This window comes from Pseudomonas sp. FP2309, assembly GCF_030687575.1.
GTDB lineage: Bacteria > Pseudomonadota > Gammaproteobacteria > Pseudomonadales > Pseudomonadaceae > Aquipseudomonas.
Genome location: NZ_CP117439.1, coordinates 43530 through 68352, shown reverse-complemented (window position 1 = coordinate 68352; position 24823 = coordinate 43530). Strand labels below are relative to the sequence as shown.

Here is a 24823-nt window from a genome sequence, read left to right as displayed (position 1 = left end):
TTTTGGGCCGTTCCTTTTTTATGACCTTTGATCGCGTTATTGCCAAATCGCAGGATGAATGCGAAATAAATGCTAAGAAACGCTATACGGACAGGCTAAAATGCGCGCCCGGCTAACCGCTGATCCCTTTTCAATGCGCCCCACAAGGTTCGCTACGTGATCGAGTTTCAAAACGTCCATAAAACTTACCGCGTCGCCGGTAAGGATATTCCCGCCCTCCACGCCACCAGCCTGCGCGTCGAAAACGGCCAGGTGTTCGGCCTGATCGGCCACTCGGGTGCGGGTAAAAGTACGCTGCTGCGCCTGATCAACCGCCTGGAAGAACCCAGCGGCGGCCAGATCACGGTCGACGGCGAAGAAGTCACCGCCCTGGATGCCAACGGCCTGCGCCGTTTCCGTCAGCAGGTCGGGATGATCTTCCAGCACTTCAACCTGTTGGCATCCAAGACCGTGGCCGACAACGTGGCACTGCCGCTGACCCTGGCCGGCGAACTGTCGCGCAAGGACATCGACCTGCGCGTGGCCGAGTTGCTGGCCCGCGTCGGCTTGTCGGACCACGCCAAGAAATACCCGGCGCAGTTGTCCGGCGGCCAGAAGCAGCGCGTCGGCATCGCCCGCGCCCTGGCGACCAAGCCAAAGATTTTGCTGTGCGACGAAGCCACCAGCGCCCTCGACCCGCAGACCACCGCGTCCGTGCTGCAACTGCTGGCCGAGATCAACCGTGAGCTGAAACTGACCATCGTGCTGATCACCCATGAAATGGACGTGATCCGCCGCGTCTGCGACCAGGTGGCCGTGATGGACGCCGGCGTGATCGTCGAGCAAGGCTCGGTGGCCGACGTGTTCCTGCACCCCAAGCACCCGACCACCAAACGCTTCGTGCAGGAAGCCGAGCAGGTCGACGAAGGCGAGCAGCGCGATGACTTCGCCCACGTACCGGGCCGTATCGTGCGCCTGACGTTCCAGGGCGAAGCGACCTACGCGCCGCTGCTGGGAACCGTCGCACGCGAAACGGGGGTGGACTACAGCATCCTTGCCGGTCGTATTGACCGCATCAAAGACATCCCCTACGGGCAACTGACCCTCGCCGTCACCGGCGGTGACATGCAGGCGGCCTTCGCCCGCTTCACTGCCACAGACGTCCACATGGAGGTGCTGCGTTAATGGAAGTCCTGACGAGTTTCTTCGCCAATATCGACTGGTCCGAAATCTGGCTCGCTACCGGCGACACCATGATCATGCTGTTCGGCTCACTGTTGTTCACCGTGCTACTCGGCCTGCCGCTGGGTGTACTGCTGTTCCTGACCAGTCCGCGCCAGTTGTTCGAACAAAAAGGCCTGTACGCGCTGTTGTCACTGGTCGTCAACATCCTGCGTTCGTTGCCGTTCATCATCCTGCTGATCGTAATGATCCCGTTCACCGTGCTGATCACCGGCACCTCGCTGGGCGTGGCCGGTGCGATTCCGCCGCTCGTGGTCGGCGCAACCCCGTTCTTTGCGCGCCTGGTGGAAACCGCCCTGCGTGAAGTGGACCGCGGCATCATCGAAGCCACGCAGTCGATGGGCGCCACCACCCGCCAGATCATCACCAACGCACTGCTGCCAGAAGCCCGCCCTGGCATCTTCGCAGCGATTACCGTGACAGCGATTACACTGGTGTCCTACACCGCCATGGCCGGTGTCGTCGGCGCCGGCGGCCTGGGCGATCTGGCGATTCGTTTTGGTTACCAGCGTTTCCAGACCGATGTAATGGTGGTCACCGTGGTGATGCTGTTGATTCTGGTGCAAATTCTGCAAACCGTCGGCGACAGGCTGGTGGTGCACTTTTCTCGAAAATAACGGCCATTGCCGGCGCAAAGCCGGCAGATACCCGAACAAGGAGCTTGCTGGATGAAAAAACTATTGGTCGCTTTCGCCGCCGTTGCCGCGTTTTCCGCCCATGCCGAGACGATTACCGTCGCGGCGTCGCCGGTGCCGCACGCGCAAATCCTCGAATTCGTGAAGCCTGCACTGGCCAAAGAAGGCGTGGACCTGCAGGTCAAAGTCTTCACCGACTACGTCCAGCCCAACGTACAAGTGGCTGAAAAGCGCCTGGACGCCAACTTCTTCCAGCACCAGCCGTACCTGGATGAGTTCAACAAAGCCAAGGGCACTCATCTGGTGAGCGTCGGCGCGGTGCACCTGGAGCCGCTGGGCGCCTACTCCAGCAAGTACAAGAAGCTGGAAGACCTGCCGAACGGCGCCAACGTGGTCATCCCTAACGACGCCACCAACGGCGGCCGTGCGCTGCTGCTGCTGGCCAAGAACGGCCTGATCACCCTGAAGGACCCGACCAACATCCTGTCGACCATCAAGGACATCACCGTTAACAGCAAAAACCTGAAGTTCCGCGAACTGGAAGCCGCCACGCTGCCTCGCGTGCTGACCCAGGTCGACCTGGCCCTGATCAACACCAACTACGCCCTGGAAGCCAAGCTCGATCCTTCCAAGGATGCACTGGTGATCGAAGGCAGCGACTCGCCTTACGTGAACATTCTGGTCACCCGCGAAGACAACAAAGATTCTGACGCTGTGAAGAAGCTGGTGGCAGCCCTGCACACACCAGAAGTGAAGGCATTCATCGAAGAGAAGTACAAAGGCGCAATCAAGCCGGCGTTCTGATCTGACTGAAAATCAATGTGGGGGCAAGCCCGCTCCCACATTTTTTGTCGCCCCTTATTTGCGCTGCAGCAACCCCGGCAACTGCGCCACCAGCTTCTGGTTGTTCAACGGCGCACGGATAAACCCACGCTGGGTGCCGTCCGGGCCGATCAGCGCGAGGTTGCCGCTGTGGTCGACGGTGTAGTTCGGCTTGCTGGTATCTGCCGGAATGAACGGGATACTCACCGCGTTCGAGACCTTTTGCACGTCCTCCACATTAGCGCCGGTGAGGCCTTCGAACTGCGGATCGAAATAGCCCAGGTACTGCTTGAGCTGGGTCGGCGTGTCACGGTTCGGGTCAACGCTGACCAGGATCACCTGCAACTTATCCACCGCCTCTTTGGGCAACTCACTCTTGATCTGGCGCAACTGGGCGAGGGTGGTCGGGCAGATGTCCGGGCAGAAGGTGTAGCCGAAGAACAGCAGGCTCCACTTACCCTTCAACTCATTGACCAGCACCGGCTGGCCGTCCTGATCCGTCATGGTCACCGCCGGCAGTTGGCGGCTCTGCGGCAGCAGGATAATGCCGGCGTCGATCAACGCGGCAGGGTCACCCTGGCCTTTGCCCGACAGCACTTTGTTAACGGTCAGGCCCATGATCAGCGCGACGATTGCCACCAGGATGAAGACGGTTTTTTGAGTTCGAGTCATAGGTTCAACAATAGGTAATGGTCTACGAGCAGGGCGATAAACAGCAGGAACAGGTACCAGATAGAGTACTTGAACGTGTTGATCGCCGCGTGCGGCCGACCGCCACGGTACAACACCCAGGCCCATTGCAGAAAGCGCCCGCCCAACAGCAGCGCACACGCCAGGTACAGTGGGCCGCTCATGTGGATCACATAGGGCATCAGGCTCACCGCCAACAGCGCAAAGGTATAAAGCAGGATATGCACCTTGGTGTAGTGCTCGCCGTGGGTGACCGGCAACATCGGGATGTCGGCTTTGGCGTACTCCTCTTTGCGATGAATAGCCAGGGCCCAGAAGTGCGGCGGGGTCCAGGCGAAGATGATCAGCACCAGCAACAGCGGCTCGGCGCTGATATGCCCGGTCACGGCGACCCAGCCCAAGAGCGGCGGTGCAGCACCGGCAAGCCCACCGATGACGATATTCTGCGGCGTCGCACGCTTGAGAAAGCCGGTGTAGATCACCGCATAACCGAGCAACGAAGCCAACGTCAGCCAGGCGGCCAACGGATTGGTGAATGCCAGTAACAGCGCCAATCCTGCAACAGCCAGAAACAAAGCAAAGGCCAATGCGGCCATGGGCGATACGCGGCCTTGCGCCAACGGTCGCTTGTGGGTCCGCGCCATCACCGCATCGATGCGCCGGTCCACCACATGATTGACCACCGCCGCGCCGCCCGCGCACAGGGCGATACCCAGGTTGCCGAACACCAGCACCGTCCACGGCACCCCGGCGCGGGTCGCGAGAAACATGCCCACCAGCGAGGTGATGAGCATCAGCACCACCACTTTCGGCTTGGTCAGCTCCAAATAGTCACGCCAGATCGCCTGGCCGTGACGCGCGCCGATCAAGGTCGCCATGGCATCTCTCCTTTAAGCGTTACGAGGCCCGACACAGGTTTGCGCGGGCTGAAACGCCAACCGAACAGCCGTTGATGGCGCACCCGAACCAGGCTGGTGCGCGCGTGGTAATTGACCAATACCAGCGTCAGCAACAGCGCGGCACCGCCGGCGTTGTGAGCGACCGCCACCGGCAGCGGCAGACCGAACGCCACATTGCTCAGGCCCAGGCCGATTTGCACGAGCAGGGCGATCAGCAGCAGGCCAGCAAGCCGCGTCATGCCCACGGCGCGCAACTGCCAGGCCAGGCCCAACAGCACCAGGCTCACCAGCACCGCGCCAATGCGATGGGTCAGATGAATGGCCGTGCGCGCCTCGCTGTCGAGCTGGCCGCCCAGGTAGTTGGGGCCAATGTGCTGGGTCAAGTGAAAGCCATTGGCAAAATCCGCCGCCGGCCACCATTGGCCATGGCACGTTGGCAAGTCCACACAGGCCACCGCCGCATAGTTGGAACTGACCCAACCGCCGAGCGCGATCTGCCCGATCACCAGCACCAGTCCCGCCGTCGCCCAATATTGCAGGCGCTTGGGCACAATCAACGCAGGCAGCACGCCGGACAGGCGCAAGGTCAGCAAAAGCAGGAGGCTCAACGTGGCAAAACCGCCCAACAAGTGTCCGGTCACCACCTGCGGCCACAGCTTTAACGTCACCGTCCACATACCAAAAGCGGCCTGGGCAAACACCACCGCCAGCAGAAACAACGGCAACTTCACCGGCTGCCCTGGATCACGCCGATGGCTCCACGCGCGCCCCGCCAGCAGCCCGATCAGCAGGCCCAAGGTGCCGGCGAAGTAACGGTGGGTCATCTCGGCCCAGCCCTTGTCAGCTTCCACCGGGGTGTCGGGGAAATGCAATTCGGCATGGGCCAGCTGCGCCTCGCTTTGCGGCACGCCTATAAAGCCGTAGCAACCCGGCCAATCCGGACAGCCGAGGCCCGCGTGGGTCAGGCGGGTGTAGGCGCCGAGCAGCACGACAATCAGCGCCAGCAACGTGGCAAACAACGCGAGGCGAAATCCAGGTTTGGCCATGACGATGCCCTTATCCGATATTCGACAGTTTCAGCAGGTGGCGCAGGTCGTTGAGCAAGTCCTTGCCCTTGACCTTGGCGTCGTAGCGCAGCACCAGGTTGCCGTGGGGGTCAACGATCCACAGCTGCGCCTCGCCCGGTGCGGCGGCGTTCTTAGTGAAGGTCGAAGCATCCAGCGAATAACGCTGCAATTGGGGGTATTCGGTTTTCAACTTGGCCTCGTAGTCGGCGCCAACCGGCTGCGCACTGGCCAGGGCATGACTGGCCCGTGAAGCGTCGCGCCCCAAACCGATCTGCAACTGCCGCGCGAGGTACACCAGTTGCTGGCAATCGGCCGCACACGCAGTGGGCGCGGTGACCAGCAACTGCCAGCGCTGCTCATCGGCCTGCACGCCAATATCGGCACGGGTCTGGCCGTTGCCGATCATTTCGCCATGGTAGCTGCGGCTGTCCGGCACCCAGAACTGCAGCTTGTACATAAACGTCGCCAGCACCATCGGGCCGATCACCATCAGCAGGATCAGCAGCAGTTGCCAGCGGCCTTTGCGCCGATCAGGCAGGTCAGACATGTTGAGTGGATTGGTGGCCGCTCCCATGGGGCTTCTCCTTTGTGTTGTGCCATCCGAGGTAGAGGTAAAGCGCGAGCAACGCCAGCGCCATGGCGAACCATTGCACGGCGTAGGCCTGGTGTTTTTCCGGGCCCATGGCGACCACCGGCCAGGTGGTGTCGTACGTACCGGGGCCGCTCTCGGCACGCAACTCGTAGGCAAAGCCGCTGCGGCCCAGCTCAGTCCATAAGGCGGCGGGGTGCACTGCGGTGAGTAAGCGCGGCCAGGGCGCATCGGCCGGGTCGGCATGCAGCTGGAAGGTCTCGCCGGGGGCGACGTACACCCAGGCGTCGAGGTTCAACGGCGGCTCAGGGGTGGTGAAGGCCGGCGGAATGCGGCGATCCGGCCAGGGCAGCCAGCCACGGTTAAGCAACAGCCACAGGCCGCTGGCCTGGTCATGAAAGGGTTGCAGCAACTCAACACCGGCCTTGCCGTCGCGCATGCGGTTGTCCAGCAGCACGCTGTGATCGACGTCGAACTGCCCGCGCAGATGCACGCGGCGAAACGCCGGATCCATCGTGCCATCGAGCTGCTCACTGCGCATCGGCGCGGCCGCGCGGCGTTCGGCATAGCTGTCGAGCATCACCTGCTTTTGATGCCCGCGCGACAGCTGCCAGAACCCCAAACCCACCATCAACGGCAGCAGCACCATCACCACCACGGTTGGCGCAATGCCGGGGCGAAACTGTTTTAAGGCGCTGGCTATACTTGTTTTCATTGCCCGCCCCCTCCATAAAAGCCCAGGAGCCAGACCATGCTCAAAGCAGCCATTGCCCTGATGCTGATCGCGACTGTCGTGAGCCTGTTCAGTGGCTTGTTCTTTCTGGTCAAGGACGAGGGCCACTCCAATCGCCTCGTCACTGCCTTGACCGTACGTGTCGTACTGGCTGTGATCACCCTGGCGTTGATCAGCTGGGGTTTTTTCAGCGGCCAGTTGGTGTCTCACGCGCCGTGGTAATAGCCCTCACAGCACGTACACGAAGAAAAACAACCCGATCCACACCACATCCACAAAGTGCCAATACCAACTGGCCGCCTCGAACCCGAACTGGTGCTCGGCATTGAAGTGCCCGCGCAGGATGCGCATCAGCATCACAAATAAAATGATCGTACCGATGGTCACGTGGGCGCCGTGGAAACCGGTGAGCATGAAAAAGGTTGCGCCGTATACACCGGAGCCCAGCGTGAGCCCCAGCTCTTTATAGGCATGGATGTACTCCTCGGCCTGAAACCCGAGAAACGCCAGGCCCAGCAGCACGGTGATCGCCAACCAGATCTTCAACGCACCGCGATGCCCCTTGCGCAAGGCATGGTGGGCAATGGTGATGGTCACGCTGGAACTCACCAGCAGGATGGTATTGACCAGCGGCAAGCCCCACGGACTGATGGTGCCCTTGGGTGCCGGATAGAGTTTGGGGTCCGGATTGTTGAGCAATGGCCAGGCATATTCGAAGTTCGGCCACAGCATATGCGCGATGCCTTTGGGGCCTTCACCCGCCAGCCAGGGGCCCGACCAGGTACGCACATAAAACAGCGCACCAAAGAACGCGATAAAGAACATCACTTCAGAAAAGATGAACCAGGTCATGCCCCAGCGAAAGGAGCGGTCCATTTGTGAGCTGTACAAACCGGCTCGGCTTTCTTTGATCACCGCACCAAACCAGCCGAACATCATGTAGGCCAGCAACAACCCACCGACGAAAAAGATCCACGGTCCGTGGGATTCCGGGCGCGCGGCCTTCAGGTCGTTGAACCACAGCCCCAGGCCATACACAGTGATCAGCAGGCCAAACGTGGCAATTATTGGCCATTTGCTTTGCGCTGGTACGTAGTACGTATCATGAGTCGACATGTATTCGCTCTCCTGATTGAGCGGGCAAACAGTAGCTAGCCGCCAGAACGGGCAGCCACGGGCGGTTGGCGCGCAGTGATGTCAAACAGCGTGTACGCCAGGGTCAGATGCTTCACATCCTTGGGCATGTCCCGGTCGACGATGAAGCGCACCGGCATCTCAATACGCTCGCCTGGCTGCAACACTTGCTGGGTGAAGCAAAAACACTCGGTCTTGTGGAAGTACATCGCCGCTTCGGCCGGCGAAATGCTTGGCACGGCCTGGGCGGTCATCGGTTTATCGGTCGGGTTGTGGGCCACGAACAGCATCTCGGTCACCGCGCCAGGATTGACCACCACCTCGTCAGCCTTGGCATAAAAGTCCCAGACCATGTCGATGGCATTAGTAGACAAAAACTGCACGCGCACCTGGCGTGACGCATCCACCACCTGCGATCCCTCGTACTGCCCGGCGGTCTTGCCGTTGATGCCGAATGCCTTGCACATCACGTCATAGATCGGCACCAGGGCGAAGCCGAAAGCGAACATCGCCAGCACCAGGATCAGCAGGCGGGTGACCAGGCGCTTGAGCGGCACGGAGTCAGCCATGGCGATCACCCGAGACAGTGGCGGGAGCGGGCTTGGCACCCCAGGCGTTCATTTGACCTCCGGCGGCGTGGTGAAGGTGTGGTACGGCGCAGGGGAAGGGACGCTCCACTCCAGGCCTTCAGCCCCATCCCATGGCTTGGCCGGGGCGGGCTGGCCGCCGCGGATGCACTTGATGACGATAAACAGGAAGAAGATCTGCGTAGCGCCAAACATAAACGCGCCAATCGACGAGACCATGTTGAAGTCCGCGAACTGCAGGTTGTAGTCGGGCACCCGCCGAGGCATGCCGGCCAAGCCGACGAAGTGCATGGGGAAGAACGCCATGTTCATGCCCACGAAAGACAGCCAGAAGTGCAGCTTGCCCAAGGTTTCGTCGTACATGTGACCGGTCCATTTCGGCAGCCAGTAGTAGGCCGATGCGAAGATGCCGAAGATCGCGCCGGGCACCAGTACGTAATGGAAGTGCGCCACCACAAAGTAGGTGTCGTGGTATTGGAAGTCCGCCGGGGCAATCGCCAGCATCAGCCCGGAAAAACCGCCGATGGTGAACAGAATCACAAAGGCCACCGCAAACAGCATCGGCGTTTCGAAGGTCAGTGAGCCCTGCCACATGGTGCTGACCCAGTTGAAGACCTTCACCCCCGTCGGCACGGCGATCAGCAGCGTGGCGTACATGAAGAACAGCTCACCTACCAGCGGGATACCGACCACGAACATGTGGTGCGCCCACACGATAAACGACAGGAACGCGATGCTCGCCGTGGCGTAAACCATCGAGGTGTAGCCGAACAGTGGCTTGCGCGAGAAGGTCGGGATGATCGAACTGACGGCGCCGAAGGCCGGCAGGATCATGATGTACACCTCCGGGTGACCAAAGAACCAGAACACATGCTGGAACAGCACCGGGTCACCGCCGCCTGCGGCACTGAAAAAGCTGGTGCCGAAGTGAATGTCCATCAGCATCATGGTCACGCAACCGGCCAATACGGGCATCACTGCGATCAGCAGGAACGCGGTGATCAGCCACGTCCACACGAACAGCGGCATTTTCATCAAGGTCATGCCGGGGGCACGCAGGTTGAGGATGGTCGCGACCACGTTGATCGCGCCCATGATCGAACTGATGCCCATCAAGTGGATGGCAAAGATAAAGAACGTCACGCTTTCCGGGGCGTATGTGGTGGACAGCGGCGCGTAGAAGGTCCAGCCGAAGTTCGGCCCGCCGCCCGGCGTGAACAGGGTCGAGACCAGCAGCAGGAACGCCGCCGGCAGCAGCCAGAAACTGAAGTTGTTCATGCGCGGCAGGGCCATATCGGGCGCGCCGATCATCAGCGGGATCATCCAGTTGGCCAGGCCGACAAACGCCGGCATCACCGCGCCGAACACCATGATCAACCCGTGCATGGTGGTCATCTGGTTGAAGAACGCCGGTTGCACGATCTGCAGACCGGGCTGGAACAGCTCGGCGCGGATCACCATGGCGAACGAACCGCCGAGCAGAAACATCGCGAACGCGAACCACAGGTACATCGTGCCGATGTCTTTGTGGTTGGTGGTCAGCACCCAGCGCATCAAACCCTTCGCGGGGCCGTGGGCATGGTCACTGGCGTGGCCATGGTCATCGATCACAGCGCTCATGGCCGTTCTCCTGCAAACGAATGGGCGGGGCGGGTCAGCGCATTGGCAATGAAGTGGCTCATTTGCTTTCCGCCTGCTTGATGGCCAACACGTCTTTAGGCGTGACCATGTCGCCTTTGTTGTTGCCCCACGCGTTGCGCTCGTAGGTCACCACGGCGGCGATATCCACTTCCGAGAGCTGCTTGCCGAACGCTGCCATCGCGGTGCCCGGCTTGCCGTGATAGACGATGCTCAAGTGATCGGCGGCAGGCCCGGTGGCGATTTTGGAGCCCTTGAGCGCCGGGAACATCGGCGGCAGCCCCTGGCCCTCGGCCTGGTGACAGGCCACGCAAGTGGTGTGGTAGACCTTGTCGCCACGGGCCACCAGCTCTTCAAGGGTCCACTCTTTGGACGTGAGCTCCTTGAGCTGGGCGGCCTGCGCCTTGCGCTCACCGAGCCAGGTGTCGTAATCGGCTTTGGACTTGACCTCGACCACGATGGGCATAAAGCCGTGGTCTTTGCCGCACAACTCGGCACATTGGCCACGGTAGATGCCGGGCTTCTCGACGCGGGTCCAGGCCTCGTTGACGAAACCAGGGATGGCGTCGCGCTTGACCGCGAAGGCCGGCACCCACCAGGAGTGGATTACGTCGGCGGCGGTCACCAGGAAGCGCACTTTGGCGCCCACCGGCAATACCAGCGGCTCATCCACTTCCAGCAGGTAGTGTTCGCCTTTGGTGGCCTGGTTATGGATCTGTTCGGCAGGCGTGGCCAGGTTGCTGAAAAACTCCACGTCCTGGCCCAGGTATTTGTAGTGCCATTTCCACTGGTAACCGGTGACCTGGATATCGATATCCGACTCACTGCTGTCGTAGATGTTGATCAAGGTCTTGGTCGCCGGAATCGCCATGGCGATCAGGATCAGCAACGGCACGATGGTCCAGAGGATTTCTACGGTGGTGCTCTCGTGGAACTTGGCGGCCACCTGGCCCGTGGAGCGTCGGTGCACCATCATCGACCAGAACATAGCGCCAAACACGATGATGCCGATCACCACACAGATCCAGAAAATGGTCATGTGCAGGTCGAACACAGCGTGACTGACTTCTGTCGCCCCTGGCGCCATATTCGTTGTCCAGGCGGCATGTGCCTGGCCGAATACCGACCACAACAGGAGGCCCATCCAAACGTGTGGATGTCGCATCATTGCGGGTTCCCCTTATCGTTCTTGTTATCCCGCCGGTTTGCACCTGCGTCGAAGGGAGCGGCTTCCATACTGCTTACAACCGCTTAGCCTTGCCTGCTTATGCAGTCTGGCGTCATCAGCTAATCGCGTACAAACCCGAGTATAGACACGCCTTGCAACCCCGCAATGTGTAGGGGCAAATGAGCTGAAAAGACCGGCGAGGACTAATGAAACAGGGTGCGGAATCGTTTTTCCGACGAACGATGGCAATTCGATATAACGCCCGCGCATAACCATGAAATAATTATGACAAATGCGTCTTAGCCGCTCGTATAAACGCGTTACCTTGATCTTTCCCTTTTCCTACGCCTGCACCATTGGAGCCTCCATGAACACCGCCGCATTGCGCGAGCAGATTTCCCGTGCCCATCAACACGAAGCCACAACGGGCCAGCTTGCCCAGCAATTGGAAAAACAATTGCCGCATCTGCATTCGGCCATTTCCCTGGCTGACGGTGACCGCAACATCGTGATGACCCGCTTTGTCAGCGCCTACATCGACCTAGTCCCGGATTTGCTCGACGCCGCCAATGACGTGGCGCGCGAAGCCGGGATCGAAAGCCAGGTCAAGCCGGTACTGAAAATTGCCGAGCACTTCTTCCTGCAACCGCCCGCGATTCTGGCGGGCCACGAAGGGCTCGACGGTTTGCTGGACGAGGCCTACCTGGCCCATCGTCTGGTGGAGGAAGTGAACGATCTGTATATCAAGCATTTCGGCCAGCCGTTGATTCCGGCGGATACCACCGTAGCCAATGTGATCGCTCACCAATTGATCGGTGAAGACTTCGCCAATCAGTTGGACGAGGCGGTGCATCTGGCCGTGGATGAGATGCTCAACGAGGAGAGCTTTGCGCTGGAGTCGGTCGAGACCTACCGCGAAACGCTAAAGAGCCCGAACACCGAAGCCGCGTGGAAGCGCTGGCCGTGCCTGTCGAGGAAGCTGGGGGTTGAGCTGGCGCTGGTTCAGCCGGCCTGAATCCTTGAACTGACGCGCAACACTGTGGGAGCCGGGCATGCCCGGCTCCCACACGATTAAGCGGGTTTCAGACGGCCGCCGAGCCTATCCCGGTCGTCGTGCGAATCCGCCCTTCCAACCGACGCTTCAACCCGCGCGCCTCAATCACCAGCTTCGAGCCCTTGGCCGCATTGGCCCGCCCCCATTCCTCCAGCAGTTCCAGGCAGGAATGGTCGATATAGCTCAGGTTGCTCAACGGCACATGCACGGTAGTCGCCGCAGGCACCGTCGACAGCACCTGGGTCAAGGCCGGCACTTTGAGAAACGTCGCCGCACCGGTCAACCGCAGCTCCATTTCACCGTCCTGAGGCAAATCGATCAGGCTGACTTTCAAACGTGAAGCCTTGAATGCGAGCTTCACCAGCGTCAAGCCAAAGCCCACCAATACACCGGTCAGCAAGTCGGTAAAGATGATCGCCAACGCCGTGGCCGCATAGGTAAACATCGGCATCCGACCGTAGCGCCCCAAGGCTTTAAACGCCTTGATGTCCACCAGCTTGATGCCCGTGTACACCAGCACGCCGGCCAGGCTCGCCACCGGAATGCTCTGAAGCACGCTCGACAGCAGCAGCACAAAGCCCAGCAACCACACGCCATGGAACATCGCCGATAAACGCGTGGTAGCGCCGGCCTGCACATTAGCCGAGCTGCGCACGATCACGCCGGTCATCGGCAGGGCGCCGACCAGACCGCAGAGCATATTGCCGACACCCTGGGCGGACAGTTCCTTATCAAAATCGGAGCGCTGGCCGCTGTGCATACGGTCGACAGCCGCGGCGGAGAGCAGGGTTTCGGCGCTGGCGATGAACGCCACGGCGAACGCGGCGATCAGCAGTTGAGGGTCGGCCAGGTTCAACAAGTCGCTGGGACGCAGCCAATCGATGGCGTCGGATAAGTTTTCCGGCACCTCCACACGCTTGACCTGCAACGCCAGCACCAGGCTGGTGACCGTGGCCAAGCCAACGCCGAGCAACGCGCCCGGCACGAATCGCAGCCCCTGCGGGCGAAATTTATCCCACAGGTACATCACCAGCATTGTCGATAACCCGAGCAGACCGGCTTGCCAGCCGAGACCGCCACCAAGGGCCGGGACCGCGTCGGCCAAAGCGGCCGGGAAGCCCGCCAGGTTATCCAGCCCCGAAGGCTTGGGTGCGCCGTCGAGCATCACATGGATCTGCGACAGCACAATCAGCACGCCGATCCCCGCCAGCATGCCGTACACCACCGCCGGCGCCGTCACACGGAACCAGCACCCGAGGCGCAATCGCCCGGCGACCAGTTGCAGAAAACCCGCCAGCAGCAGGATCGGCCCCAGCATCAGCATGCCGTGCTGGCGCACCAGCTCGAACACCAACACCGCCAAACCCGCCGCCGGGCCGCTGACCTGCAGCGGCGAACCCGCCAACCAGCCCACCACCAGGCCACCGATAATGCCGGTGATCAGGCCCTTGGCCGGCGGCATGCCGGAAGCGATGGCGATCCCCATGCACAGTGGCAGGGCGACCAGAAACACGACCACCGAGGCGAGCAGCTCTCGTGGCAATACAGCTTTCAATTGAGCAGCACGCATGATGACTCTCCCGAGGCATTCGCCGGGCGCGGTAAAGCCTGGCTGCGTCCATGGCAGCCACCGCATTACCCGGCAGGGAAGTGTTTTAGAAGCGCGCTTTAGGCGTCGCTGAAGGAATCGGCTCGTTGCCGTTCAGCGGTCGGAACGCCGCTTTATCGGCATCGTAGGCCCGTATTTCGCTGGTCTCGATGTTGTAGATCCAACCATGGATAAACAAATGGCCATTGGCCATGCGCGAAGCCACGGAAGGGTGGGTGCGCAAATGTTGCAACTGGGCGATGACGTTTTCTTCGGTGAGCACCTGCATGCTCTCGCCTTCGTTGGCGCAGTCGCAGTTGTCATGAACCATGGTCTTGGCGACCTCGGCATGGCGCAACCAGGCTTTGACCGTCGGCATTTTTTCCAGGCTGTCCGGGTTGAGTACCGCGCGCATGGCGCCGCAATCGGAGTGCCCGCAGACGATGATGTGCTGCACCCCCAGGGCCAGTACCGCGTACTCGATGGCGGTGGACACGCCGCCGTTCATCTGGCCGTAGGGCGGTACGACGTTGCCGACGTTACGGGTTACGAACAGGTCGCCAGGGGAACTCTGGGTGATCAGTTCCGGCACGATGCGCGAATCGGCGCAGGTAATGAACATCGCCCGTGGGCTCTGGGCCGTCGCGAGTTTCTTGAAGAGCTCTTCCTGCTGGGGGAAGACGTCGTGATGGAAATGCAAAAAACCGTCAACGATGTGCTTTAGCGCTGCATCGGCGGACTCCGCCACCTCAGGGGCTGAAGCCGACGCAGCCAACGGCTGTTTATCCTTATCACTCATGATTCATCCTCTTGGTTAGTGCAGGGGAGTGTTCAAGTCAGTTCGACGCCTGGCCAGTGAAATAGTTGTGTCACCCCAAAAGCCAGACCCCGACTCATCAGTCATTCGCTGATCAAGGTAGCGGCCGAAACTTAACTCAAACTGAATGAACCGCTCTAGATCGGGGGTTTCAGTGATGTCAAAACGCGACTATTCCTACAGAAGTGACGCACTCTTCCTGCTCAGTCTACAACAACGCCATCTGCCTGCCCGGTGGACAGAATGCCGTGCAATCCAGGTTGAACCCGTCGCGACGATTGAGCCCCAAGCGTTTGATCGCCTTGCTGAAACGCTGGGCCAGCAGATCAGCAAACGGCCCTTCGCCGCGCATGCGCACGCCAAAGCGGCTGTCATAGACCTCACCGCCGCGCACCTGCCGTACCAGGCTCATCACATGGGCAGCCCGCTGCGGGTAATGCGCCGCCAGCCACTCCTCGAACAAGGGCGCCACCTCCAGCGGCAGACGCAGCATCATGTAGGCAGCGCTTTGCGCACCTGCGGCGTGGGCCTCCGTCAGCAGGCTCTCCAACTCGCTGTCATTGATCATCGGGATCATGGGCGAACACAACACGCCCACTGGAATTCCCGCCTCGCGCATCACCCGAATCGCCCGCAACCGTGCCTTGGGCGCAGCCGTGCGCGGCTCCAGAATGCGCTTGAGTTCATCGTCCAGGCTGGTGAGGCTGATCATCACCGCCACCAGGCGCTGGCTCGCCAGTTCGGCCAGCAGGTCGAGGTCGCGCAGGATCAACGAGCCTTTGGTGATGATGGTCACCGGGTGCCGGTAGCGCAGCAGCACTTGCAGGGTTTGCCGGGTAATCTTGTACTCACGCTCGATGGGTTGGTACGGATCGGTGTTTGAACCCAGATTGATCGGCGCACATACATACCCCGGTTTTGACAATTGCTGTTCCAGCACGTCGGCTGCGTTGCTTTTGGCGATCAGTTTGGTCTCGAAATCGAGCCCCGGCGACAGGTCCCAATAAGCATGACTGGGGCGCGCATAGCAGTAGATACAGCCATGCTCGCAGCCACGATAAGGGTTGATTGAGCGATCGAACGGCAGATCCGGCGAGTTATTGCGGGTGATGATGGTCTTGGCCGTTTCGATGCGCACTTCGGTGCCCTGGGTCGGCGGCACTTCCTGGAACCAGCCGTCATCCTCGACCACGCTGACGGTGGGCGCAAAGCGGTTGTGCAGATGGGTGCCAGTGCCCCGGCCTCGGAGCGGCGGATTAGACATAAAAGCGCCTCTATACTGTTTTTATATACAGTATCGAGGCGCAGGGCTTCTTGCCAGTGCCGTTTGGCGGTCAGTGCTTTTGCGTCACCTGCCCCAAGTCATCGCCCGAGGTGGTGTGCAGATCATTCTTGCGCAGGTCCGCCACTTCACTGGCGTTTACCGGCGCACCTTTGTTGCCCCAACTGCCCCTGATGAAGCTCACCACATCCGCCACTTCCTGGTCCGACAGCCGCCAGGCGAACGCCGGCATGGTGAAGGTGGACGGCGCGGTGCGGGTGGCCGGCAAGGTGCCGCCATTCAACACGATGTTGATCAACGACGTGGCATCCGCCGTCTGCAGCACCGGGTTGCCCGCCAGCGCCGGGAACACCCGTGTATAGCCATGGCCATCGGTGCGATGGCAGGCTGCACAGTTGTCGATGTACACCGAGGCCCCTCGCTGACGGTCGTCGCCGTTCCACAGTGCTTCAGCCACCTGTTTATCGTATTGATGCGGTTGGTCCTTGGGATCCACCGCCGGCAGGCTTTTGAGGTAACGGGCGATAGCGGTCAGGTCGGTGTCCGACATGTACTGCATGCTGTGCACGACCACATCGCTCATGCCGCCAAACACCGCACTGCGATCGCTGCGGCCGGTCTTGAGAAATTGCACCAACTGCTCCTCGCTCCAACTGCCGAGACCGTCCTTGTGGTCGCCGCGCAGGCTTTTCGCGATCCAACCCTCCAACGGCGCACTGCCGGACAGGAAGGCAGCGCCATCGGCAGCGCTCAAGGCCTTTTCCTGCATGGTCAGGGCACGCGGCGTATGGCACGCGCCGCAGTGGCCGAGGCCTTCTACCAAGTAGGCGCCGCGGCTGATCACCGGGTCGGCGTCCGCCGCTGCCGGTTTAGCCGCCACCTCAGGCGCGAACATCCAGCGCCACGCCGCCAGCGGCCAGCGCATGCTTAACGGCCACGGAATGTCGCTGTCTTTGTTCTCCTGGGCGACCGGTTCCACCCCTTTCATAAAGTACGCGTACAGCGCTTGCATATCGCTGTCGCTGACACGCGCATAGGACGGGTACGGCATCGCCGGGTAAAGCGTACTACCGTTCTTGGCGACGCCATGGCGCACGGCCTTGTCGAAAGCGTCGAAGCTGTAGTCGCCCAGCCCGGTTTTGTCTGGCGTGATGTTGGTGGAGTAAATCACGCCGATCGGGGTTTCCATCGGCAAGCCGCCGGCGAAGGGTTTGCCGTCTTTGGCGGTGTGGCAGGCCACGCAATCGCCGGCGCGCGCCAGGTATTCGCCCTGTTTGATCACATCAGCTTCAGCGGCGCTGATCGAGCAACTGCTGAGCAGAGCAAAGGTGGCGATAACAAGTGTTTTCATGGTCATCGCTCCTTATGCCTGAACCAGCGGGCCGGGGTTTTTCAGGTACTGCTCGCGGATGGCTCGCGCCGACCAATAGGTCAGCGCCGCCACCAGGCCGGTCGGGTTGTAGCCCAGGCCCTGTGGGAACGCGGACGCGCCGGGGACAAACACGTTGTGTACATCCCAGCTCTGCAGGTAGCGGTTCAATGCACTGGTTTTCGGGTCGGTGCCCATGATCGCGCCACCGTTGAGGTGGGTGGTCTGGTACGACGCGGTGTTGAAGTGCTCACCGACTTTTTTGCCGAGCAGGGCAATCGCCTTGGGGTTCATCGCTTGTGCGATCTTGCCCATCTTCTCGACCATAAAGCGGTTCATCTTGATGTCGTTTTCTTGCCAGTCGAACGTCATACGCAGCAAGGGCAGGCCGTAGGCATCGCGATACACCGGGTCCAGATCCAAGTAGTTACCTCGGTAGGACTGGTGAGCACCGTGGGCATCCATCGACACCTGATGGGTGTAGTAATCCGCGGTGGCACGCTTCCACGCACTGCCCCAGGCCGGGGTGCCGGGCGGGTTGGACGTGCCAGCAATAGGCCGGCTGCCGGCCTGATTGACCCACATCGGCGAACCGCCCACAAAGCCGTGCGGGCCGTGGTCAAAGTTATCAGCGTTGAAGTCATCCACCGCCACGCCATTGCCGCCGGCGCCGATGAAGTTATTGGTGTGGGTGTCCTTATCGAAGAACGCCTTAATGGTCGCCATGTTCTGGTAGGCGAAATTGCGGCCCACCACGCCCTCATTGGTGATGGGATCGTACGGCTTGCCGATGCCCGACAACAGCATCAGTCGCACGTTGTGGAACTGGAACGCCGCGAGGATCACCAAGTCCGCCGGTTGCTCGATCTCACGGCCCTGGGCGTCGATGTAGGTCACACCCGTGGCTTTCTTACCAGTGCTGTCGAGATTGACCTTGAGTACTTGGGAATTGGGCCGCAGCTCAAAGTTCGGCACCTGACGCAGCGCCGGCAGGATGTTCACGTTCGGCGAGGCCTTGGAGTACATGTAGCACACGTAGCCGCTGCAAAAGCCGCAGAAATTGCACGGCCCCATCTGCGCGCCGTAAGGGTTGGTGTATGGCCCCGAGGTATTGGCGGAGGGCAGGTTGTAGGGCTTGTAACCCACTTCAGCCGCCGCTTTCTGAAACAACTGTGCGGAAACGGTGTTTTTCTGCGATTCCAATGGAAACGGGTTGGACCGGTCCGGTGCGTACGGGTTGCCGCCACGGCCTTCGCCCACCAGTTTTCCCTTCACCGTCCAGGCCTGGCCGGAGGTACCGAAGACTTTTTCCGCGTAGTCAAAGAATGGCTCCAGTTCTTCGTAGCTGACACCGAAGTCCTGGATGGTCATGTCCTTGGGAATGAAATTTTTACCGTAGCGCTCTTCGTAATGGCTGCGCATGCGCAACTCGATCGGGTCCACGCGAAAATGCACGCCGGACCAGTGCAAACCCGCGCCACCGACGCCGTTGCCCGGCAGGAAGGCGCCGAGCTGACGGTTGGGCAACGCGACGTCATTCACGCTATGGCGGATGGTCACGGTCTCTTTGGAAATGTCCTGGAAGAGTTTTTTGCGCACGCTGTAGGTCAATTCGTCGATGACCTGGGGATAGTTGCCGTCCGGGTAAGTGTCCTGCATCGGGCCGCGCTCCAGCGCCAGCACATTGAGGCCTGCTTCCGTCAGTTCCTTGGCCATGATCGCGCCGGTCCAACCGAAGCCTACGATCACTGCATCGACTTTTTTCATGATGGTCGCCACGTTTATGCCCTCTCGCCGCGGATGGAAACAGCCGGGAAGGGGTACTGCTCGTTGCGCTCCACCCAGTCCATAAAGTCGGCGCGCGCGCCGGGGAAACCGATCATGGTCCAACCGACCATGCCTTTATTGCCACCGTGGATCGGGTCGCAAAAAAAGCCTTCCTTGGTGTTTTGCAACAACAGGTTGAAGAACACCTTGGGCGGCACCGCCTCGAAATGCGCGCTGAGCTCAGTGCCGCCAGCCTCCAGACGACGCAACATGTCGTCTCGGGTAGCGCTGTCTTGCGCAGCAAAAGCTTTACCGTTGAACGCCTTCGACCAAGCATCCGTGGCGGCAATGCCCAGGCGGTAGATCTCTTTGGGCACCAATTTGCTCTGCCAACCCATCTCCGGCGCGGCATCAGCGTTGAACGGACCTTGCATGAACCACAGCGCGCCGCTGGCATACGGTGTGTTCATCTGACGATCGATGTATTCAGGCGCACCGGCTTCCAGGGCGCCTGGGCCTTGGGCATCGGCGGGGATCAGGCGCTCGACGGCGGCGTTGATGAACGCCCATTCCTCGGCAGTGAAATAGCTCGGTTCATAGGCCTTCGCGCGGGTCACCGGCGTGGCAGGCGCGGCCTGGGCAGGCTGCGGCGTCGCCATCAGCATCGAGCCACCAAGGCCAGTACTGGCAACCGTGACCACCGGGATCAAGGTCAAGGATTTGCGCAGAAAGTCACGCCGGGGGTTGTCTTGATCTTGGTCAGACACGAGGCACCTCATCGTGGGGTCACGGGTTTAACAGCGGCTTCTAGGGAGCGGCTTGTCATGTTGTGGCAGCGAACTGCAATCAATAGTTACAAATGATAGCAGGCTAAGAATCAGGCAGGGAAATCGCTGACCCGCAGACATAAAAGTGGGGGCTGGCGTGCTTGCGATGCAAACGCCTCGATCTTCCGTCAGATCGAGGTGATGCTATCGCAGGCAAGCCAGCCCCCATTGGGCTCGGACAGGTCCGTCAGTCTTTTTTCAGCTTCGGATTGGGGAAGAACTGCACCGCCTGAACCTTTGGATCAGCCGGCGCTTTCAATGCCGAGGTATTGACCCGCGTCCCCAGCTCCTTGGGCACCGACAATCCTTGATCATTCAGGGTATCGGTATAGCCGCAGGCCACGCATTCACGGTGCGGCACGCTGTCTTCGGTCCACATTTTCAGCTTGTCCGGCTCGCTGCACGCCGGGCAGACAGCCCCGGCGATAAATTGCTTTTTGGTCACCACAGGCGCGTCACTCATGCTGCCGCATCCTCACTCAGGCCGCTGTGGCGCAAGAGTGCGTCAATCGACGGCTCGCGTCCGCGGAAGTCGACGAACAGCACCATGGGCGCCTGGGAGCCGCCGCGCGCCAGGATCGCCTCACGGAAGGCGCGACCGGTGTCGGCATTGAGTACACCGTCTTCCTCGAATTTGGAGAAGGCATCCGCCGACAGTACTTCGGCCCACTTGTAGCTATAGTACCCGGCCGCGTAACCCCCGGCGAAAATATGCGCAAAGCTATTGGGGAAGCGGTTATACGCGGGTGGACGCATCACCGAGACCTCGTCCCGCACGCCCTCCAGCACCTGGGCCACCGTGCGGCCGTCGCCGTGGGTGGCGTGCATCTCAAAGTCGAACAGCGAAAACTCCAACTGGCGGACCATCATCAGGCCGGACTGGAAGTTCTTCGCCGCGAGCATTTTTTCCAGCAGGTCCTGCGGCAACGGCTCACCGGTTTCATAGTGGCCGGAGATCAGCGCCAGACCTTCCGGCTCCCAGCACCAGTTCTCCATGAACTGGCTTGGCAGCTCCACTGCATCCCAGGCCACGCCGTTGATGCCGGACACTCCAGCGTGCTCGACGCGGGTCAGCAGGTGATGCAGGCCATGGCCGAATTCGTGGAACAGCGTGGTGACTTCATCGTGGGTCAGCAGGGCAGGCTTGCCGCTGTCGGCCGGGGTGAAATTGCACACCAGGTTGGCCACCGGGCTTTGCAGTACACCGTCGACCGTGCGGCGACGGTCGCGGGCGCCGTCCATCCAGGCACCGCCGCGTTTGTTGGCGCGGGCGTACAGGTCGAAGAAGAAACGGCCGACGTGCTGGCCGTTCTCCTTGATTTCAAACAGGCGAACATCCGGGTGCCAGGTGTCGAAGCCTTTTTGCTCGGCGATCTCGATGCCGTACAGGCGCTGCACAATGGCGAAGAGGCCGCCCAGTACTTTGTCGATCGGGAAGTATGCTCGCAGGGCTTCCTGAGACACGCTGTAGCGCTGCTCTCGCAGTTTTTCGCCGTAGAAACCACTGTCCCAGCTTTGCAGATCGGCACACCCTTGTTCGGCGGCGTAGGCCTTGAGCTGTTGCAGGTCCTGAACCGCAAACGGCTTGCTGCGCTTGGCCAGGTCTCGTAGGAAACTCAGCACCTGGTCGCTGGATTCGGCCATCTTGGTGGCCAGACTCAGCTCGGAGAACGAGGCGAAACCGAGCAATTGCGCCAGTTCCTGACGCAGGTCGAGGATCTGTTCCATCACGGGGCCGTTATCGTTCTGACCGGCGTTGGGGCCTTGGTCCGACGCACGGGTGCAATAAGCGGCGTAGATTTCCTCACGCAGGGCACGGTCCTGGGCGTAGGTCATCACGGCGTAGTAGCTGGGAAATTCCAGGGTGATCAGCCAGCCGTCAAGGCCTTTGGCCTGGGCCGCGGCGGCCATTTGCGCCTTGGCCGAGTCGGTCAGGCCGGCGAGGGTGGCTTCATCAGTGACGTGCTTGGTCCAGGCCTGGGTGGCGTCCAACAGTTGGTTGGAGAACTTGCTGCCCAGCTCGGACAATTTGCTCTGCACTTCGGCGTAGCGCTTCTGCTGCTCCGGCGGCAGGTCGATACCCGACAAGCGGAAATCACGCAGGGAATGCTCAAGGATGGTTTTTTGCGCCACATCGAAACCGGCAGCTTCGGGGCTGTTGGCCAGGGCTTCGAAGGCCTGGAACAGCTCGCGGTTCTGGCCCATCTCGGTGGAGTACGCGCTCAACGCCGGCAGACAAGCCTCGTAGGCTTCGCGCAGTTCAGGACTGTTACACACCGCGTTGAGATGGCTGACCGGGCTCCAGGCGGCACCCAGGCGGTCGTTGAGTTCGTCCATGGCCAGCACCAGCCCGGCCCAGGTAGGATTTTTACCCTGGCTTTGCAGGATGCCTTCGATGGCCACGCGGTTATCGGCGAGGATCTGTTCGATGGCCGGCTGAACGTGCTCGGCACGGATCGCCGAGAATGGCGGCAGGTCGTAGGACTGCAAAAGAGGGTTGTTCGCGCTCACGGTTGGCACCTTGGCTGAAGAAACAGGTAAGACAAAGATGGGGCCATCTTAATTACAATCAACGCCCACCGCAGCTATCAGCAGAAGAGAGAGAGGCTATCGTGACCCTTCGCACCTATCAGAACCACACGCCAACCCTGGGCGCCGGGGCTTTTGTCGATATTTCGGCGGTGGTAATCGGCGATGTCGAAATCGGCGCCGACAGCTCGGTATGGCCATTGACCGTGATTCGCGGCGACATGCACCGCATCCGCATCGGCGCGCGTACCAGCGTGCAGGACGGCTGCGTGCTGCACATCACTCACGCCGGGCCGTTCAATCCTGATGGCTTCCCATTGCTGATCGGCGATGACGTGACCATCGCCCACAAAGTCATGCTGCATGGCTGCACCGTGGGCAACCGCATCCTGATCGGCATGGGCAGTATCGTGATGGACGGCGCGATGGTCGAAGACGATGTCATCATCGGCGCCGGCAGCCTGGTGCCGCCGGGCAAGAAACTCGAGAGCGGTTTTTTGTACGTCGGCAGCCCGGTTAAGCAGATCCGCGCCCTGACTGACAAGGAACGCGCCTTTTTCACCTACAGCGCCGCGAACTACGTGAAGCTCAAAGACCTGCACCTGGCTGAAGGATTCGATCGATGACCCAGCGTTACCAGACCGTCTTGTTCGACCTGGACGGCACCCTCACCGACCCACGCGAAGGCATCACCCGCTCGATCCAATATGCGCTCGGCAAGCTGGGCATTGATGAGCCGGACCTGACAGCACTCGAACACTTCATCGGCCCGCCGTTGCTGCAAGCGTTCATGCAGTTCTATGGCTTCGATGAAGCCAAGGCCTGGGAAGCGGTGAATTTTTACCGCGAGCGTTTCAAAGTCACCGGCCTGTATGAAAACCGTGTGTTCGACGGGGTGATGCCGCTGCTGCAGGCCCTGAACGATCAAGGACGCCACCTGTACGTGGCCACTTCCAAACCGTGGGTCTTTGCCCGCGAAATCGCCCGGCATTTTGACTTTGCCAAGCATTTCAAGGTGATCTACGGCAGCGAGCTGGATGGCACGCGCACCAACAAGGTTGAGCTGATTGCGCATTTGATCAGCGAAGAAGGCCTGGACCCGGCCACCACCCTAATGATTGGTGACCGCAAACACGACCTGATCGGCGCGCGCAGCAATGGGGTGGATTGCGCGGCGGTGGGGTATGGGTTTGGCAGCTTCGAAGAGTTGAACGCCGAGGCGCCGACCTGGCATTTCGAGACGTTGGCTGACATGCATCGGGCATTTTTGCAGGGGTCTTGAGGCCGCCATCAGGGCCCTACAAATCAAGATCCTCCAACTGCTTCAACGCCGCCTTTCGCTGCGCCACCGGCAACCCACCCATTTTCTCCACCGCGGCATAGAACTTCAGCCAGTCCCCACCTTCCTGCCTGAACAACGCCGCAAAGGCCGGTACCCAGCGGTCATACAGCCCAAACGGCAGCAACCGCGCGTTGTTCATCGGCTGGTTGATCCAGGCGTCATAACGCTTGTCGCCGCGCCACGGGCCGTCGCGCAACTGGCGGTACTCACGGCGCAAGCGCTCGAACTGCGCCGCCTTGGCCTGGCGCATTGCGTCCGCCGCCAACGGCTGGGCGTAGAGGGTTTCCAGGCGTTTGCGGGTATCGAGAATCAGCTGGATAAACTGGTCGCGCTGTTGCCGCGTCGCCTCGCTCTGCGGCGCCAGCCCACGGACGGCGCGCCATTGGCGGGTGCCTTCCTGTTCGACAAAGGTGGCGAATGACTCGTTGAACTCCGTGTCATCCTTCACATAAAAACGCTGGTGGGCCAGCTCATGAAAAATCAACGTGGCCAGGCGTTCATCGCCCCAGTGCATCATCGAACTCATGATGGGGTCATTGAACCAGCCCAAGGTGGAATAGGCCTCAACACCGCCAATCGATACATCCATGCCCTGCTGGCGCAACAACGCCGCCTCACCGCGGGCCGCGCCCTGGCTGTAGTAGCCGCGATAGGCCACACAACCGGCGATGGGGAAGCAATGGTTTTCAGGCGACAGCGAAAATTCCTGCGTGGCAAAGACATTCCACACCACGTAGGGCCGGCCGATATCGGCGTACAGCCGGTAACTCTGGTTGTCAGGCAGGTGCAGTTGTTCACTGGCGAAGGTTCGTGCCCTCTGGGATTGAGCCAGATGCTCACGCAACGACTGCGCGCGGGCCGGATCGGCGATCACCTGTGCAACCGGCTCTCTCGCCCGCAAGAGCTGCCACTGACCGCCCGCCAATTGGCTGTAATAACTGACGCTGGAACAGCCGCTGAGCAGCATAAGCATGAGCACCGCAAGAAAGCCTTTGACCATGCCCTGACTGCTCCTGGGTGATAGGTTCGTGTTTATACTGACAGAAATCACCCACCTATCGCCGA

The 24823-nt window shown here is 60.8% G+C and carries 25 protein-coding genes; 7 read left to right on the top strand and 18 right to left on the bottom strand.

The genetic code is table 11. The features are described from left to right. The first annotated feature begins 156 nt into the window (after nt 1-156). The 3 genes from PSH59_RS00340 to PSH59_RS00330 are packed head-to-tail and all read left to right on the top strand — an operon-like array spanning nt 157 to nt 2660. Complete coding sequence (locus PSH59_RS00340; protein ID WP_305394027.1) at nt 157-1164, top strand: methionine ABC transporter ATP-binding protein; 1008 nt, start codon at nt 157-159, stop codon at nt 1162-1164. After that, the gene (locus PSH59_RS00335; protein WP_248083316.1) at nt 1164-1838 is read left to right on the top strand and encodes a methionine ABC transporter permease; all 675 of its coding nucleotides are present in this window, start codon (nt 1164-1166) and stop codon (nt 1836-1838) included. Before PSH59_RS00340 ends, PSH59_RS00335 begins: the two co-directional genes overlap by 1 nt. Nucleotides 1839-1889: 51 nt before the next feature. Then, nucleotides 1890-2660: a MetQ/NlpA family ABC transporter substrate-binding protein gene (locus PSH59_RS00330; RefSeq protein WP_248083315.1), complete on the top strand. Its 771-nt coding sequence runs from the start codon at nt 1890-1892 to the stop codon at nt 2658-2660. A gap of 54 nt (nt 2661-2714) precedes the next feature. Here PSH59_RS00330 and PSH59_RS00325 read toward each other — a convergent pair whose 3' ends face one another. Genes PSH59_RS00325 through PSH59_RS00305 form a run of 5 tightly spaced genes read right to left on the bottom strand, consistent with a single transcriptional unit; the run spans nt 2715 to nt 6638 of the window. Next, on the bottom strand, nt 2715-3350 hold the full coding sequence (locus PSH59_RS00325) for an SCO family protein (protein WP_248083314.1): 636 nt from the start codon (nt 3348-3350) through the stop codon (nt 2715-2717). Further along, nucleotides 3347-4246, bottom strand: coding sequence for a heme o synthase (cyoE, locus tag PSH59_RS00320; RefSeq protein WP_248083313.1), 900 nt, complete (start codon nt 4244-4246; stop codon nt 3347-3349). The genes PSH59_RS00325 and cyoE overlap by 4 nt, the downstream gene beginning before the upstream one ends. Then, nucleotides 4234-5313, bottom strand: coding sequence for a heme A synthase (locus PSH59_RS00315; protein WP_305394026.1), 1080 nt, complete (start codon nt 5311-5313; stop codon nt 4234-4236). The genes cyoE and PSH59_RS00315 overlap by 13 nt, the downstream gene beginning before the upstream one ends. 10 nt (nt 5314-5323) lie before the next feature. Further along, nucleotides 5324-5908 (bottom strand): hypothetical protein, encoded by a 585-nt coding sequence (locus PSH59_RS00310; protein ID WP_248083311.1) that lies wholly within the window; start codon nt 5906-5908, stop codon nt 5324-5326. Then, nucleotides 5874-6638, bottom strand: coding sequence for an SURF1 family protein (locus PSH59_RS00305; protein ID WP_305394025.1), 765 nt, complete (start codon nt 6636-6638; stop codon nt 5874-5876). Before PSH59_RS00305 ends, PSH59_RS00310 begins: the two co-directional genes overlap by 35 nt. Nucleotides 6639-6674: 36 nt before the next feature. On the opposite strand from PSH59_RS00305, the gene PSH59_RS00300 reads away from it, so the two are divergent. Then, nucleotides 6675-6878, top strand: a complete 204-nt coding sequence (locus tag PSH59_RS00300) for a twin transmembrane helix small protein (protein WP_248083309.1) — start codon at nt 6675-6677, stop codon at nt 6876-6878. Between the two features lie 6 nt (nt 6879-6884). On the opposite strand, the gene PSH59_RS00295 is transcribed toward PSH59_RS00300, so the two are convergent. From PSH59_RS00295 to coxB, 4 genes are read right to left on the bottom strand one after another with little or no spacing between them, the layout of a single operon-like run. After that, the gene (locus PSH59_RS00295) at nt 6885-7772 is read right to left on the bottom strand and encodes a cytochrome c oxidase subunit 3 (RefSeq protein ID WP_248083308.1); all 888 of its coding nucleotides are present in this window, start codon (nt 7770-7772) and stop codon (nt 6885-6887) included. A gap of 35 nt (nt 7773-7807) precedes the next feature. Continuing rightward, complete coding sequence (locus tag PSH59_RS00290) at nt 7808-8359, bottom strand: cytochrome c oxidase assembly protein (RefSeq protein ID WP_248083307.1); 552 nt, start codon at nt 8357-8359, stop codon at nt 7808-7810. Between the two features lie 48 nt (nt 8360-8407). Continuing rightward, the gene (ctaD, locus tag PSH59_RS00285; RefSeq protein WP_248083306.1) at nt 8408-9997 is read right to left on the bottom strand and encodes a cytochrome c oxidase subunit I; all 1590 of its coding nucleotides are present in this window, start codon (nt 9995-9997) and stop codon (nt 8408-8410) included. 58 nt (nt 9998-10055) lie between these two features. After that, nucleotides 10056-11183 (bottom strand): cytochrome c oxidase subunit II, encoded by a 1128-nt coding sequence (gene coxB, locus PSH59_RS00280; protein ID WP_248083305.1) that lies wholly within the window; start codon nt 11181-11183, stop codon nt 10056-10058. A gap of 367 nt (nt 11184-11550) precedes the next feature. On the opposite strand from coxB, the gene PSH59_RS00275 reads away from it, so the two are divergent. Further along, nucleotides 11551-12198: a hypothetical protein gene (locus tag PSH59_RS00275; protein WP_248083304.1), complete on the top strand. Its 648-nt coding sequence runs from the start codon at nt 11551-11553 to the stop codon at nt 12196-12198. 67 nt (nt 12199-12265) lie between these two features. Here the strand turns inward: PSH59_RS00275 and PSH59_RS00270 are convergent, their stop codons facing one another. The 8 genes from PSH59_RS00270 to prlC form a co-directional block, all read right to left on the bottom strand. After that, the gene (locus PSH59_RS00270) at nt 12266-13807 is read right to left on the bottom strand and encodes a SulP family inorganic anion transporter (protein ID WP_305394024.1); all 1542 of its coding nucleotides are present in this window, start codon (nt 13805-13807) and stop codon (nt 12266-12268) included. A gap of 85 nt (nt 13808-13892) precedes the next feature. After that, nucleotides 13893-14624 (bottom strand): carbonic anhydrase, encoded by a 732-nt coding sequence (locus PSH59_RS00265; protein WP_248083302.1) that lies wholly within the window; start codon nt 14622-14624, stop codon nt 13893-13895. 226 nt (nt 14625-14850) lie between these two features. Further along, on the bottom strand, nt 14851-15906 hold the full coding sequence (locus PSH59_RS00260) for a PA0069 family radical SAM protein (protein ID WP_248083301.1): 1056 nt from the start codon (nt 15904-15906) through the stop codon (nt 14851-14853). A gap of 70 nt (nt 15907-15976) precedes the next feature. Then, nucleotides 15977-17275: a cytochrome c gene (locus tag PSH59_RS00255; protein ID WP_305394023.1), complete on the bottom strand. Its 1299-nt coding sequence runs from the start codon at nt 17273-17275 to the stop codon at nt 15977-15979. Between the two features lie 12 nt (nt 17276-17287). Further along, a complete protein-coding gene (locus PSH59_RS00250; RefSeq protein ID WP_305394022.1) occupies nt 17288-19072 on the bottom strand; it encodes a GMC family oxidoreductase in 1785 nt (594 codons plus the stop codon). A gap of 2 nt (nt 19073-19074) precedes the next feature. Beyond that, nucleotides 19075-19827: a gluconate 2-dehydrogenase subunit 3 family protein gene (locus PSH59_RS00245; protein WP_248083298.1), complete on the bottom strand. Its 753-nt coding sequence runs from the start codon at nt 19825-19827 to the stop codon at nt 19075-19077. Between the two features lie 247 nt (nt 19828-20074). Beyond that, complete coding sequence (locus PSH59_RS00240) at nt 20075-20350, bottom strand: YheV family putative zinc ribbon protein (RefSeq protein WP_248083296.1); 276 nt, start codon at nt 20348-20350, stop codon at nt 20075-20077. Continuing rightward, on the bottom strand, nt 20347-22398 hold the full coding sequence (gene prlC, locus PSH59_RS00235; RefSeq protein ID WP_305394021.1) for an oligopeptidase A: 2052 nt from the start codon (nt 22396-22398) through the stop codon (nt 20347-20349). Before prlC ends, PSH59_RS00240 begins: the two co-directional genes overlap by 4 nt. 101 nt (nt 22399-22499) lie before the next feature. On the opposite strand from prlC, the gene PSH59_RS00230 reads away from it, so the two are divergent. Both PSH59_RS00230 and PSH59_RS00225 read left to right on the top strand, forming a co-directional pair. Then, nucleotides 22500-23042: a gamma carbonic anhydrase family protein gene (locus PSH59_RS00230; protein ID WP_248083294.1), complete on the top strand. Its 543-nt coding sequence runs from the start codon at nt 22500-22502 to the stop codon at nt 23040-23042. Next, nucleotides 23039-23698 (top strand): HAD family hydrolase, encoded by a 660-nt coding sequence (locus tag PSH59_RS00225; RefSeq protein ID WP_305394020.1) that lies wholly within the window; start codon nt 23039-23041, stop codon nt 23696-23698. Before PSH59_RS00230 ends, PSH59_RS00225 begins: the two co-directional genes overlap by 4 nt. Nucleotides 23699-23714: 16 nt before the next feature. On the opposite strand, the gene PSH59_RS00220 is transcribed toward PSH59_RS00225, so the two are convergent. Further along, nucleotides 23715-24758: an aminopeptidase gene (locus tag PSH59_RS00220; RefSeq protein ID WP_305394019.1), complete on the bottom strand. Its 1044-nt coding sequence runs from the start codon at nt 24756-24758 to the stop codon at nt 23715-23717. Between the last annotated feature and the right edge of the window lie 65 nt (nt 24759-24823).